Source organism: Streptomyces sp. 150FB (genome assembly GCF_000818195.1).
Lineage (GTDB): Bacteria > Actinomycetota > Actinomycetes > Streptomycetales > Streptomycetaceae > Streptomyces.
Window position 1 is genome coordinate 7132413 of the sequence record NZ_JTHL01000001.1, and the last position, 13114, is coordinate 7145526.

General features: G+C 69.6%; 11 protein-coding genes. 5 read left to right on the forward strand and 6 right to left on the reverse strand.

Going from position 1 to position 13114, the window contains the following annotated elements; translation table 11 throughout:
- The 5 genes from infB to QR77_RS30670 all read left to right on the forward strand — a co-directional run.
- On the forward strand, positions 1 to 2003 hold a 2003-nt coding region (gene infB / locus QR77_RS30650), incomplete at its 5' end, for a translation initiation factor IF-2 (RefSeq protein ID WP_078877342.1).
- A gap of 132 nt (positions 2004 to 2135) precedes the next feature.
- Entirely contained in the window at positions 2136 to 2429 is a 294-nt protein-coding gene (locus tag QR77_RS30655; RefSeq protein WP_040028929.1) for a DUF503 domain-containing protein, read from the forward strand.
- A 39-nt stretch (positions 2430 to 2468) separates the two neighbouring features.
- Entirely contained in the window at positions 2469 to 2924 is a 456-nt protein-coding gene (rbfA, locus tag QR77_RS30660; protein ID WP_040025251.1) for a 30S ribosome-binding factor RbfA, read from the forward strand.
- Positions 2921 to 3820: a tRNA pseudouridine(55) synthase TruB gene (gene truB / locus QR77_RS30665; RefSeq protein WP_040025252.1), complete on the forward strand. Its 900-nt coding sequence runs from the start codon at positions 2921 to 2923 to the stop codon at positions 3818 to 3820. Before rbfA ends, truB begins: the two co-directional genes overlap by 4 nt.
- Positions 3821 to 4078: 258 nt before the next feature.
- Entirely contained in the window at positions 4079 to 5023 is a 945-nt protein-coding gene (locus QR77_RS30670) for a bifunctional riboflavin kinase/FAD synthetase (RefSeq protein WP_078877344.1), read from the forward strand.
- Positions 5024 to 5480: 457 nt separating this feature from the next.
- Here the strand turns inward: QR77_RS30670 and QR77_RS30675 are convergent, their stop codons facing one another.
- The 6 genes from QR77_RS30675 to QR77_RS30700 all read right to left on the reverse strand — a co-directional run.
- Entirely contained in the window at positions 5481 to 6503 is a 1023-nt protein-coding gene (locus QR77_RS30675) for an ABC transporter ATP-binding protein (RefSeq protein WP_173476376.1), read from the reverse strand.
- On the reverse strand, positions 6500 to 7510 hold the full coding sequence (locus QR77_RS30680; protein WP_052489162.1) for an ABC transporter ATP-binding protein: 1011 nt from the start codon (positions 7508 to 7510) through the stop codon (positions 6500 to 6502). Before QR77_RS30680 ends, QR77_RS30675 begins: the two co-directional genes overlap by 4 nt.
- A complete protein-coding gene (locus QR77_RS30685) occupies positions 7507 to 8451 on the reverse strand; it encodes an ABC transporter permease (RefSeq protein ID WP_040025255.1) in 945 nt (314 codons plus the stop codon). The genes QR77_RS30680 and QR77_RS30685 overlap by 4 nt, the downstream gene beginning before the upstream one ends.
- Positions 8448 to 9506: an ABC transporter permease gene (locus QR77_RS30690; protein ID WP_040025256.1), complete on the reverse strand. Its 1059-nt coding sequence runs from the start codon at positions 9504 to 9506 to the stop codon at positions 8448 to 8450. The genes QR77_RS30685 and QR77_RS30690 overlap by 4 nt, the downstream gene beginning before the upstream one ends.
- Before the next feature lie 3 nt (positions 9507 to 9509).
- Complete coding sequence (locus QR77_RS30695) at positions 9510 to 11366, reverse strand: ABC transporter substrate-binding protein (protein ID WP_236710863.1); 1857 nt, start codon at positions 11364 to 11366, stop codon at positions 9510 to 9512.
- A gap of 221 nt (positions 11367 to 11587) precedes the next feature.
- On the reverse strand, positions 11588 to 13114 hold a 1527-nt coding region (locus QR77_RS30700), incomplete at its 5' end, for a MinD/ParA family protein (protein WP_236710864.1).

Here is a 13114-nt window from a genome sequence, read left to right on the forward strand (position 1 = left end):
GTGGCGGCGGTTTCGGTGGCGGCGGTGGCCGTCCCGGCTTCGGCGGACGTCCGGGTGGTCCCGGTGCCCGCGGTGGCACACAGGGCGCGTTCGGCCGTCCCGGCGGGCCCGCCCGTCGTGGCCGTAAGTCGAAGCGGCAGAGGCGCCAGGAGTACGAGGCCATGCAGGCCCCGTCCGTCGGCGGTGTGATGCTGCCCCGTGGCCAGGGACAGAGTGTCCGGCTGTCGCGCGGTGCGTCGCTCACCGACTTCGCGGAGAAGATCAACGCCAACCCGGCGTCGCTCGTCGCCGTGATGATGAACCTCGGCGAGATGGTCACTGCCACGCAGTCCGTCTCCGACGAGACGCTCCACATGCTCGCCCAGGAAATGAACTACGTCGTCGAGATCGTCAGCCCGGAGGAGGAGGACCGAGAGCTTCTCGAGTCCTTCGACATCGAGTTCGGCGAGGACGAGGGCGGCGAGGAAGCCCTCGTGTCCCGGCCGCCGGTCGTCACCGTCATGGGTCACGTCGACCACGGTAAGACCCGGCTGCTGGACGCGATCCGCAAGACGAACGTCGTCGCGGGCGAGGCCGGCGGTATCACGCAGCACATCGGCGCGTACCAGGTCGCCACGGATGTCAACGGTGAAGAGCGCAGGATCACCTTCATCGACACCCCGGGCCACGAGGCGTTCACCGCCATGCGTGCCCGTGGTGCGAAGTCCACCGACATCGCGATCCTGGTGGTCGCGGCCAACGACGGTGTGATGCCCCAGACGATCGAGGCGCTGAACCACGCCAAGGCGGCCGACGTGCCGATCGTGGTCGCGGTCAACAAGATCGACGTCGAGGGCGCCGACCCGACCAAGGTGCGCGGACAGCTCACCGAGTTCGGTCTGGTGGCCGAGGAGTACGGCGGCGACACGATGTTCGTCGACATCTCCGCGAAGCAGGGTCTGAACATCGACAGCCTGCTGGAGGCCGTGATCCTCACGGCCGACGCCTCGCTCGACCTGCGGGCCAACCCGGAGCAGGACGCGCAGGGTATCGCCATCGAGGCACACCTCGACCGCGGTCGCGGCGCCGTCGCCACCGTGCTCGTCCAGCGCGGCACACTGCGCGTCGGTGACACGATGGTCGCCGGTGACGCGTACGGCCGTGTCAGGGCGATGCTCGACGACAACGGCGACACCGTCGACGTCGCGACACCGTCGACACCCGTCCTGGTCCTGGGACTCACCAACGTCCCCGGCGCCGGCGACAACTTCCTGGTGGTCGACGACGACCGTACGGCCCGGCAGATCGCCGAGAAGCGTGCCGCCCGTGAGCGGAACGCGGCCTTCGCCCGCAGGGGCGTCAGGTTCTCCCTGGAGAACCTGGACGAGGCCCTCAAGGCCGGTCTGGTGCAGGAACTCAACCTCATCATCAAGGGCGACGCGTCCGGTTCGGTGGAGGCTCTCGAGTCCTCGCTGCTCCAGCTCGACGTCGGCGAAGAGGTCGACATCCGGATCCTGCACCGCGGTGTGGGTGCGGTCACCGAGTCGGACATCGACCTGGCGATGGGCTCCGACGCCATCGTGATCGGCTTCAACGTGCGCGCCGCTGGGCGTGCCGCGCAGATGGCCGAGCGCGAAGGTGTGGACGTCCGGTACTACTCGGTCATCTACCAGGCGATCGAAGAGATCGAAGCGGCCCTCAAGGGCATGCTCAAGCCGGAGTACGAAGAGGTCGAGCTGGGTACGGCGGAGATCCGCGAGGTCTTCCGCTCGTCCAAGCTGGGCAACATCGCGGGTGTTCTCATCCGGTCCGGCGAGGTCAAGCGCAACACCAAGGCCCGGCTCGTCCGCGATGGCAAGGTCATCGCGGAGGACCTCAACATCCAGGGTCTGCGCCGCTTCAAGGACGACGTCACCGAGATCCGCGAAGGCTTCGAGGGCGGTATCAACCTCGGAAACTTCAACGACATCAAGATCGACGACGTCATCGCGACGTACGAGATGCGCGAGAAGCCGCGAGGCTGACACGCACGATCACGACCGGGGCCGGCCGACGGGACGTATATCCGTCGACCGGCCCCTGCCGGTCGCGTTACGGTTCAGAGCCTGCCAACGCCGGCAGCCCTGAACCCGCACCGGCGGGACATCCGGATGTGCATGTATGTGGGGACGCTGTCCTTCGATCTGCTTCTCGGCGACGTACGGTCGCTGAAGGAGAAACGCTCCGTCGTCCGGCCGATCGTCGCCGAGCTGCACCGCAAATTCGCGGTGAGCGTGGCGGAGACCGGCGACCAGGACCTCCACCGCAGGGCCGAGATCGGCCTGGCCGTGGTGTCAGGTGACTGGGGCCACCTCACGGACGTGCTCGACCGGTGCGAACGCATGGTCGCCGGCCATCCCGAGGTGGAGCTGCTGGCGGTACGCCGGCGGCTGCACGGCGACGACGAATGACCCGCAAGACAAGAACCCAGAAGGAAGAGTGACGGACCGGTGACCGACAACGCGCGGGCCCGCAAACTGGCCGACCGCATCCAGGTCGTGGTCGCGGAGACCCTGGACCGGCGGATCAAGGACCCCCGGCTCGGCTTCGTGACCATCACGGACGCCCGGGTCACCGGCGACCTGCGGGAGGCCACGGTCTTCTACACGGTCTACGGCGACGACGAGGAGCGCGCGGCCTCGGCGGCCGCCCTGGAGAGCGCCAAGGGCGTCCTCCGCTCCGAGGTGGGCCGCCAGACCGGCGTCCGCTTCACACCGAGCCTGGCATTCGTCCCCGACGCCCTGCCGGACAACGCCCGCACCATCGAGGACCTCCTCGACAAGGCGCGCGCGAAGGACGCGGAGGTACGTGAGGTGTCGACCGGCAAGACGTACGCGGCCGGGGCCGACCCGTACCGCAAGCCGGACGACGAGGACGACGAGACGGACGGCGCAGCCGCGGAATGACACAGCAGAGCAGCACGCCCGACGGCCTTGTCATCGTCGACAAGCCGTCGGGCTTCACCTCGCACGACGTCGTCGCCAAGATGCGCGGGATCGCCAGGACCCGGCGCGTCGGCCACGCCGGCACCCTCGACCCCATGGCGACGGGCGTCCTCGTCCTCGGCGTGGAGCGCGCGACCAAACTCCTCGGGCACCTCGCGCTGACCGAGAAGGAGTACCTCGGCACGATCCGGCTGGGCCAGGACACCGTCACCGACGACGCCGAAGGCGAGATCATCACCTCGGCCGACGCTTCGGCGGTCACCCGTGACGCCGTGGACGCCGGTGTCGCCGCCCTCTCCGGCAAGATCATGCAGGTGCCGTCGAAGGTCAGCGCCATCAAGATCGACGGCAAGCGCTCGTACGCGCGGGTACGCGGCGGCGAGGAGTTCGAGATCCCCGCCCGCCCCGTCACCGTCTCGTCCTTCCAGGTGTACGACCTGCGCGCGGCCGTCGCCGAGAACGGCACCCCCGTCGTCGACCTGGTCGTCTCCGTGGTCTGTTCGTCCGGCACCTACGTCCGCGCCCTCGCCCGCGACCTCGGCGCGGGCCTCGGCGTCGGCGGCCACCTCACCGCCCTGCGCAGGACCCGCGTCGGTCCCTACGCGCTGGACGGCGCACGGACCCTCGACCAGCTCCAGAAGGAGCTGACCGTCATGCCGATCGCCGAAGCGGCGAGCGCCGCGTTCGCCCGCTGGGACGTCGACGAGAAGCGGGCACAGCTCCTGCTCAACGGCGTACGCCTCGACATGCCCGCGTACGACACGGCGCCGGTCGCCGCGTTCGACCCGTCGGGCCGCTTCCTCGCGCTGCTCGAGGAGCAGCACGGCAAAGCGAAGAGCCTCGCCGTCTTCGGCTGATCACCGTGGAGCGGCCAGTCACGCCCTGGCCGCTCCACGGTCCCCTGCCCCCCTCCAGTGTCTTGTCCATCCACAAGGCGCTCCGCACCTCCTCCGAAGGGCGCTCGGAGTGATCCACGGGAGCATCGGGGGGCGCGTTCGGCCCTGATGGCCCCTCGGGCCCCCGGTGCCGATGCGGGGCACGGTGCCCGGACGTGGCAGTCTTAGACCTGCGTAACCGGCAATGACGTACAGACTTTCGGGCAAGGAGCGGTCAGAGTGCAGCGCTGGCGTGGCTTGGAGGACATCCCCCAGGACTGGGGGCGCAGCGTCGTCACCATCGGCTCCTACGACGGCGTGCACCGCGGGCATCAGCTCATCATCGGCCGGACCGTGGAGCGGGCCCGTGAACTGGGCCTGGCCTCGGTCGTGGTGACCTTCGACCCGCACCCCAGCGAGGTCGTACGCCCCGGCAGCCACCCACCCCTGCTCGCCCCCCACCACCGCCGGGCCGAGCTGATGTCGGGCCTCGGCGTGGACGCCCTGCTGATCCTGCCGTTCACAGTGGACTTCTCGAAGCTGTCACCCACCGACTTCATCGTGAAGGTCCTGGTCGACAAGCTGCGCGCGCGCTCCGTCATCGAGGGCCCCAACTTCCGCTTCGGCCACAAGGCGGCGGGCAACGTCGGCGTACTGTCCGAACTGGGCGCCACCTACGACTACGAGGTCGAGGTCGTCGACCTCTACGTGACCGGCGAAGCGGGCGGCGGCGAACCCTTCTCCTCCACCCTCACCCGCCGCCTGGTCGCCGAAGGCGACGTGGCGGGCGCGGCGGAGATCCTCGGCCGCCCGCACCAGGTCGAGGGCGTAGTGGTACGCGGCGCACAACGCGGCCGCGAACTGGGCTACCCCACCGCCAACGTGGAAACCCTCCCGCACACCGCGATCCCGGCGGACGGCGTGTACGCGGGCTGGCTCACGGCGGCGGGCGAACGCATGCCGGCAGCGATCTCGGTGGGCACGAACCCCCAGTTCGAGGGCACGGAACGAACGGTCGAGGCGTACGCGATCGACCGCGTGGGACTGGACCTGTACGGGCTCCACGTGACCGTGGACTTCCTGGCGTACGTCAGGGGCATGGAAAAGTTCGAGTCGATCGAGGGCCTACTGGAAGCGATCGCGGACGACGTAAAACAGGCGCGCGAGCTGACGCACTTGGGGTGACCGGCATTTGGTTGCGGTTGTTGTCGGGTGTCGCTCCGGGGTGGCACGATTTACGGCGTCGTCACCGCGGTCGCCAGGTGAACGCGGTCGTCCGCCGCAAATCACGCGTGAGTATCCCGGACACCACCCCTGCGCGCCCCCCTTCACCTGCGGGAACGCCAAACTGACCGCCCCGGACGCGGCGTTACGGGTCCGCCCACTGCGACGGAGGGTGACGGGGTCGCAGGAGGTACGTGTCCGGACGCCAACGTGAGATTTGTGGCGCGCAACCGCCCCAGGCAACACGTTCCGCGGTGACGACGCCGTAAATCACACGTCCGGACATGTGCCTCCCGAGGCCCCGGCGCCCGGCACCACCACCGCGACCCGCACCACGAACCGACCCCGCCAACGGCCGCCCGCCGCGAGGCGCACCGCGCCCGGCACCAGACCCACCGGCCGCAACCAAAAACAACCCCTACCCGCCCGCCCGCCGCGAGGCGAAGTGGCACGCCACGGACGCCGACTCTCCCCCCGCCAGCACCGGCAACGCCTCCGTCCGGCACTTGTCCGCCACCCCCGCCCGCTCCGCCGCTCCCGAGCCCAGTACCTGGCAGCGCGCGTGGAAGCGGCAGCCGCCGGGGATGCGGGACGGGTCCGGTGGCTCGCCCGTCAGGACGACCGGTTCCGCGCCCGATTCCGGGAGCACCGACAACAGAGCCTGCGTGTACGGGTGCTGAGGCGCCGTCAGGACCTGTTCGACCGGGCCGGTCTCCACGATCCGGCCCAGGTACATCACCGCCACCCGGTCCGCGATGTTCCACGCGAGGCCCAGGTCGTGCGTCACCACCAGTGCCGACAGGCCGAGTTCGTCGCGCAGCGACAGGATCAGGGCGAGGATCTCGCCGCGTACGGACGCGTCCAGGGACGCCACCGGCTCGTCGGCGACGATGAGTTCGGGCTCCAGCACGAGCGCGCCGGCGATGACGACGCGCTGCCGCTGGCCCCCGGACAGCTCGTGCGGGTAGCGCAGGAAGAAGCGTTCCGGGGGCCGTAGCCCGGCCCGGGACAGCGCGCCGGCGACCGCTTCGCGTTCGTCCCCCGCGTAGCGGTGGATCCGCAGTCCCTCCGCCACCGCGTCGTACACGGTGTGGCGCGGATTGAGCGAGCCGCTCGGGTCCTGGAGGACCAGTTGGACGCGTTTGCGGTACGCCTTGAGGTCGCCGGCGCCGTAGCCGAGCGGCTCGCCGGCGAAGCTGATCCGCCCCGCCGTGGGTGGCACCAGACCGAGCAGGCTCCGCGCCAGCGTGGTCTTGCCGCAGCCGGACTCGCCGACGAGCGCGACGATCTCGCCCGGGCCGATGTCGAGGTCGACGCCGTCGACGGCCCGCGCGGGCGGCGCGCCGCGGCGCCCCGGGAAGGTGACGCTCAGACCGGCGGCGCTGAGCAGGGGTGTGCTGGTCAAGGATGACTCCTGAGGACTGGAGACCGGCGCGGTCATGATCGCGGCTCCGGCGCGGGCCGTACGGCCCGCTCGGCCCGCTCGGCTCCGACGTGCACGCACGCCGCCGAGCGGCCGGGACCCGCGTCCCGCAGCACCTGGTCGTCCACCGCACAGGCGTCGAGGGCGACCGAGCAGCGCGGATGGAACGTACAGCCGGTCGGCAGCGCCGATGGGTCCGGCGGGTCGCCGGGCAGGCCGCGTGGGGCGCGCCGGGAGGCCATGTCGCCGATGCGGGGGAAGGCCGCCGACAGGGCGCGGCCGTAAGGGTGCTCGGCCGTGTCGTAGACCGCTTTGGCCGGGCCCTCCTCGACGATGCGCCCGGCGTACATCACGGCGAGCCGGTCACAGGTGTCGGAGAGGACACCGAGGTCGTGGCTGATCATGAGCAGGCTGATTCCCTTGTCGGCCACCAACTGCTCGATCAGCCGCAGGATCTGCGCCTGGATCATCACGTCGAGCGCGGTCGTCGGCTCGTCGGCCACGATCAGCAGCGGATCGCAGGCGAGTGCCATCGCGATCATCACGCGCTGGCGCTGACCGCCCGACAGCTCGTGCGGATAGGCGTCGGCGCGCGAGGCGGGCAGGCCGACCTGTTCCAGCAGGGCGACGGCGCGCCTACGGGCGGCGGCCGGTGTCGCGTGCTGGTGCAGGACGACCGGCTCGGCTATCTGGTCGCCGATGCGGTGCACCGCGTTGAGGGAGTGCATCGCGCCCTGGAAGACGATCGAGGCGCCCGCCCACCGTACGGCGCGCAGAGCGCCCCACTTCATCGTGAGGATGTCCTTGCCGTCGAGCAGGATCTCGCCCGAGAGCTTCGCCGTGGTCGGAAGCAGCCGCAGCAGCGCCAGGGCCAGGGTGGACTTGCCGCAGCCCGACTCGCCCGCCAGGCCCAGCTTCTGGCCGGACCCCACGCTCAGGTCGACGCCGCGTACGGCGGGCACGGCGGACGCCCCCGAGCCGTAGGTGACCCGCAGGTCCTTGATCTCCAGCAGACCGGCCGTCATCGGGTTGCCCCCAGCTTCGGGTTGAGAACGGCCTCGATCGCGCGGCCGCAGAGGGTGAAGGCGAGGGCCACGAGTGCGATGGCGATCCCGGGAGGCGCCAGATACCACCAGTGTCCCGAGGAGACCGCGCCCGCCTCGCGGGCGTCCTGGAGCATGCCGCCCCAGGAGATGATCGTCGGATCGCCGAGGCCGAGGAAGGCGAGCGTGGCCTCGGTGAGGATCGCGGTGGAGATGCCGAGCGTGGTCTGCGCGAGCACCAGGGGAAGCACGTTGGGCAGCACATGGCGCGTCATGATGTGGCCGTGGCCGCCGCCGAGCGCCCGGGCCCGTTCGATGTACGGGCGGGACTCGACGGCGATGGTCTGGGCCCGTACGAGCCGTGCGGTCGTGGGCCAACTGGCCACGCCGATCGCGAGGATGACGGTCCAGATGGAGCGGGACAGCACGGTGGCCAGCACGATCGCGAGCACCAGCGTCGGCATCACCAGGAACCAGTCGGTGATCCGCATGACCACGGTCGAGAACCAGCCCCTGAAGTGCCCGGAGATCACGCCGACGACCGTACCGATGGCCACCGACAGCGCGGCGGCGAGCAGCCCGATGGTGAGCGAGATACGGGAGCCCCAGACCAGCAGCCCGAGCAGCGAGCGCCCGAACTGGTCGGTGCCCAGCGGGAACTGGGCGCTGGGGGACTGGAGGGCCGTACCCGGCGCGTCGGTCACGCTCTGCACGTCGCTGCCGACGATCAGCGGGGCGAAGATCGCGATGAGGGCGATCAGCACGAGCCCGGCGAGGCCGTAGAGCCCGGCCCGCTGCGCGCGGTACTGCCGCCAGAAGCGGGCCACCGAGCCGCGCCTGCGCGCCCAGGCGAGGGAGGAGGCGGTGGCTGAAGGCGCGGGCGTCGCCGGCCTGCCGGGCTGGGTCGTCTCTTCTGCGGTCATCGGCCCACCCGGGGATCGAGCAGTGGATAGATCAGGTCGGCGAGGAGGTTCATCACGATCATCGCGCCGGCGTAGACCACGAACAGCCCCTGGACGAGCGGCAGATCGGGCACGCTGAGCGCCTGGTAGAAGAGCCCGCCGAGGCCCGGCCAGGAGAAGACGGTCTCGACGAGGATCGAACCGGAAGCCACGAAGCCCAGGTTGATGAAGACCATGGTGACGGTCGGCAGCAGCGCGTTGGGTACGGCGTGGTGGCGGCGTACGACCGCGTCGCGCAGCCCCTTGGCCCTCGCCGTGGTCAGGTAGTCGCTGCCCATCTCGTCGAGCAGCGAGGAGCGCATGACGAGCAGCGTCTGCGCGTACCCGACGGCGACGAGAGTGATTTCGGGCAGCACCAGGTGGTGCGCCACGTCGATCACATACCCGAAGCCGTGCGAATTGCCCGACGACATACCGCCGGTGGGGAAGAGGCCGGGGATCGGCCCGATGCCCACCGAGAAGATGATGATCAGCAGCAGGCCGAGCCAGAACGCCGGCACCGACCACAGCGTCAGCGCCAGGCCGGTGTTGAGCCGGTCCCCGATGCCGCCGTTGTGCCAGGCGGAGCGGGTCCCGAGCCAGAGGCCGAGCGCCGAGAAGATCACCACGGAGACGCCCGTGAGGAGCAGCGTCGCCGGGACCTTCTGGAGGATGAGCTGACCGACCGGGGCGTGGAACTGGTAGGACGTGCCGAGGTCGCCGGTCAGGGCGTTCGAGCAGTAGTGGGTGAACTGCTCCCACAGCGGCAGGTCGAGTCCGAACTGCCTGCGGAGCGTGGCCATTTGCTTCACGGACGTCGGCGCGCCGTGCGTCATGGCCTTGATCGGGTCCTTCGACAGGACCTGGAAGAGGAAGAAGCTGGTGACGAGCACGGCGAACAGCGAGACGACCGCGCCCACCAACTTGCCCGCCACATAGAGCAGATACGCGGTCACGGTGCCGGCGCGCGACGACCCGGTCTTCGCCGGGTCGTCGACGGCGTCCCGCACCGCACCGGGGGTGCTTGCGGTACTCATGGATTATTCACGGTCTTCCGCGGTGGAACGGCGACGCATCGCGACGAAGACGCCGAGTGCGGCGAGGACGACGACGATCGCCGCGATCCCGATCACGACCCCGGTCGAGGAGGAGCCGCCGGAGCCGCTGCCCGCCGCGTCATCGGCGGGCACCGCCGACCACCAGCTCCAGTAGCCGTCCTGGCCCCAGATGTTGCCGGCCGCCTCGGGCATCGTCGTGATGGACTTGATCTGGTCGGTACGGTACGCCTCGACGGCGTTCGGGTACGCCATGACGTTCATGTAACCCGTGTCGTACAGCCGGGACTCCATCTGCTTGACGAGATCAGCGCGCTTGGCGGGGTCGTACTCCGCCAACTGCTTGCCGTAGAGGTCGTCGTACTGCTTGTCGCAGATGAAGTTGTCGGTGGCGGCGCTCGCTTCGGGTGTCGCGGGCAGCGCTCCGCAGGTGTGGATGGACAGGACGTAGTCCGGGTCGGGGTTGACGGACCAGCCGTCGAAGGCGAGGTCGTACTCGCCGGCCAGCCAGGGGTCGGAGACGTTGTCGAGGCAGTCGACCTTCAGCCCGATGCCGAGCTTCGACCACCACTCCTGGAGGTACTTGGAGACGGCCTTGTCGTTCGGGTCCGTCGCGTGGCAGAGGATCCGGAAGGACAGCGGCTTGCCGTCCTTGCCGAGCCGGGTGCCCGAGCTGTTCTTCTTGTAGCCCGCCTGGTCGAGGGTCCGGGCGGCCTTCGCCGGGTCGTAGGTGATCTGCTGGCTGTCCGTCGGCCGCCAGAAGTACGAGCTGAAGCGCGGCGGGATGTAGCCGGCGCCCTGCACCGCGTGGCCCTGGAAGACCTTGTCGACGATGGTCTTGGTGTCGACGGACTCGAAGAGCGCCTTGCGTACGGCGGGGTCGAGCAGCGCCGGATTGCCGTCACCCATCTTCTTGCCGTTCTTGGCCTTCGCGCCCGGGTTGGTGGCGAGGGCGTAGAAACGGCGTCCGGGCGCGTCGTTGACCTTGATGTTGTCTGCGCTCTTCAGCGAGGCCGCCTGGGCCGGGGTGAGGTTCGAGACGAACGACACCTCGCCCTTCTGGAGGGCCGCCACGGCGGCGTCCTGGTCCTTGTAGTACTTGAAGTCCAGCTCGTCGAACTTCGGGGCCCCGCGCCAGAAGTTCTTGTTGGGCTTGAGCTTGATGTACTGGTCGACCTTGAAGTCCGTGATGGTGAAAGGCCCGTTGCCGACGATCGGGAACGTCTTGTCGTTGTTGAACTTCGCGAGGTCGCCGACCTTCTCCCAGATGTGCTTCGGCACGATCGGCACGTCGAGGGCGGTCATGGTGGCCTGGGGCTTCTTCAACTCGACGACCAGCGTGGTCGGGTCGGGCGCCGTGACCTTCTTGAAGTTCGAGGTGAAGTTGCCGTTGGCGGTGGCGGCGTCCGGGTCCGTCATCATCTTGTTGAAGGTCCAGGCCGCGTCCTCGGAGGTCGCCTGCACACCGTCGGACCACTTCGAGTCCTTGCGGATGGTGAAGGTCCACGTCAGCTTGTCCGCGGACGGCTTCCACGCGGTGGCGAAGCCGGGTATCGCGTGGGCGTCCTTCGGGTCGTAGTTCGTGAGGTACTCGTTGGTGAGCCGGAGGACGCTGGTGGCGGTCAACGTCTGCGCCAGGAACGGGCTCAGGGAGTCCACACTCTGGCTTACGGCGACCGTCAGGATTTTCTTGCCGCCGCTGTCGGCGGCCTGGGCCTGCTGCGGCCCGGGGAGCAGCGGACCGGCCGGGATGACGGATCCGGCCACCAGCGCGGCAGAAGCGGCGACCGAGGCCAGGACCAGAGAAGAGCGGGAGCGTTGCCGTACGGGCTGCCGCGACATGCGCGGAAGAATGCTTCGGACCATGGGACGGTGACCTCGTGTCATCACTCGCAAGTAGAAACCAGGTTGATTTCTCATTCGCCAACCGGTGAAGGGAGGTTTACCAGCGCCTGTCCGGGTACGTCAACGCTCGCCCGCACCCCGTGTGGTCTGCGGGAATGGCGTGAGGGTCCCCACCGTGAGCACGGCGTGGACCCTCATTGGTCTAAACCTCTGTTGCCTTACTGCTGAGGCGCTGGCGGTGACTGTGGGGGTTGCTGCGGAGGCCAGGCGTATTGGCTCTGCTGCCCGCCCTGTTGCTGCCCCTGTTGTTGTTCCGCCTGATCAGGAAGCTGTCCCGGCACGGGCCCCGAGTTGCCCGCGGGGGGCTGGGCCTGCGAAGGCACGGACTGCTGCCAGCCCTGCGGAATGCCCGGTCCCGCCTGCTGCTGCCCCGCCTGCTGCTGTGGTGGGTACGGCGACTGGGGCGGGCCCTGCTGCGGCGGATAGGGCTGCTGCGGGTACTGCTGGGGCGGGTAGTAGGGCCCCTGTTGGCCCTGCTGACCCGGCATCGGTCCGGGCTGGCCGGGCTGGCCCGGCTGACCTGGCTGGCCCGGCCCCGGCATCGGCGGAATGACGTGCGGCGGCGGATTGCCGTCGGCGGTCCACAGCCCCTGCGCGTTCTGGGCCCGCGAGAAGTCCTCGGCGACCAGCGCCGACAGGTTGAAGTAGGCCTCACGCGTCTTCGGACGCATCATGTCGAGGTCCACCTCGGCGCCCGCCGCGAGGTGTTCGTCGAAGGGGATCACGACCACACCCCGGCAGCGGGTCTCGAAGTGCTGCACGATGTCGTCGACCTTGATCATCTTTCCGGTCTCGCGCACCCCGGAGATGACCGTCAGGGAACGCTGCACCAGGTCGGCGTAGCCGTGGGCCGACAGCCAGTCGAGCGTGGTGGACGCGCTGCTCGCACCGTCCACGGACGGCGTCGAGATGATGATGAGCTGATCGGCGAGGTCGAGCACCCCGCGCATCGCGCTGTAGAGCAGCCCCGTACCGGAGTCCGTGAGGATGACCGGGTACTGCTTCCCCAGCACGTCTATCGCGCGCCGGTAGTCCTCGTCGTTGAAGGTGGTGGAGACCGCCGGGTCCACGTCGTTGGCGATGATCTCCAGACCGGAGGACGCCTGCGAGGTGAAGCGACGGATGTCCATGTAGCTGTTCAGGTACGGGATCGCCTGAACGAGGTCACGGATGGTCGCCCCGGTCTCCCGCCGCACCCGGCGGCCGAGCGTACCGGCGTCCGGGTTGGCGTCGATCGCCAGGATCTTGTCCTGCCGCTCGGTGGCCAGCGTCGACCCCAGGGCGGTTGTCGTCGTGGTCTTGCCGACCCCGCCCTTCAGGCTGATGACCGCGATCCGGTAGCAGGAGAGCACCGGCGTACGGATCAGGTCGAGCTTGCGCTGCCGCTCGATCTCGGCCGCCTTGCCGCCGATCTTGAAGCGGTTCGCGGCGCCGTGCGGATTGCGGCTGCTCTTCGGCTTCTGCTTGTTGTTGCGCAGCAGACGGTCGGAGGACAGCTCCACGGCCGCCGTGTAGCCGAGCGGCGCGCCCGGCACGGAGCGCTCGCGCTGGTCGTGCGAGACGGACGAGGGCCAGGCGGCGCCCGTACGGGGATCCACGGGCGGCGCGCCGGGGGCGGCCTGCTGGGGCTGGGCGTACGGCTGTTGGGCGTTCGGCCCGCCGGGCCCCCGGCCCGGGTGTCCGGG

Bases quoted from the DNA above. Each gene is read 5' to 3' on its own strand.
- QR77_RS30680 (WP_052489162.1), bottom strand. From the start codon at position 7,510: ATGACGGCCGGTCTGCTGGAGATCAAGGACCTGCGGGTCACCTACGGC.
- QR77_RS30695 (WP_236710863.1), bottom strand. From the start codon at position 11,366: ATGTCGCGGCAGCCCGTACGGCAACGCTCCCGCTCTTCTCTGGTCCTG.
- QR77_RS30675 (WP_173476376.1), bottom strand. From the start codon at position 6,503: ATGACCGCGCCGGTCTCCAGTCCTCAGGAGTCATCCTTGACCAGCACA.
- QR77_RS30655 (WP_040028929.1), top strand. From the start codon at position 2,136: ATGTATGTGGGGACGCTGTCCTTCGATCTGCTTCTCGGCGACGTACGG.
- QR77_RS30685 (WP_040025255.1), bottom strand. From the start codon at position 8,451: ATGACCGCAGAAGAGACGACCCAGCCCGGCAGGCCGGCGACGCCCGCG.
- truB (WP_040025252.1), top strand. From the start codon at position 2,921: ATGACACAGCAGAGCAGCACGCCCGACGGCCTTGTCATCGTCGACAAG.
- QR77_RS30690 (WP_040025256.1), bottom strand. From the start codon at position 9,506: ATGAGTACCGCAAGCACCCCCGGTGCGGTGCGGGACGCCGTCGACGAC.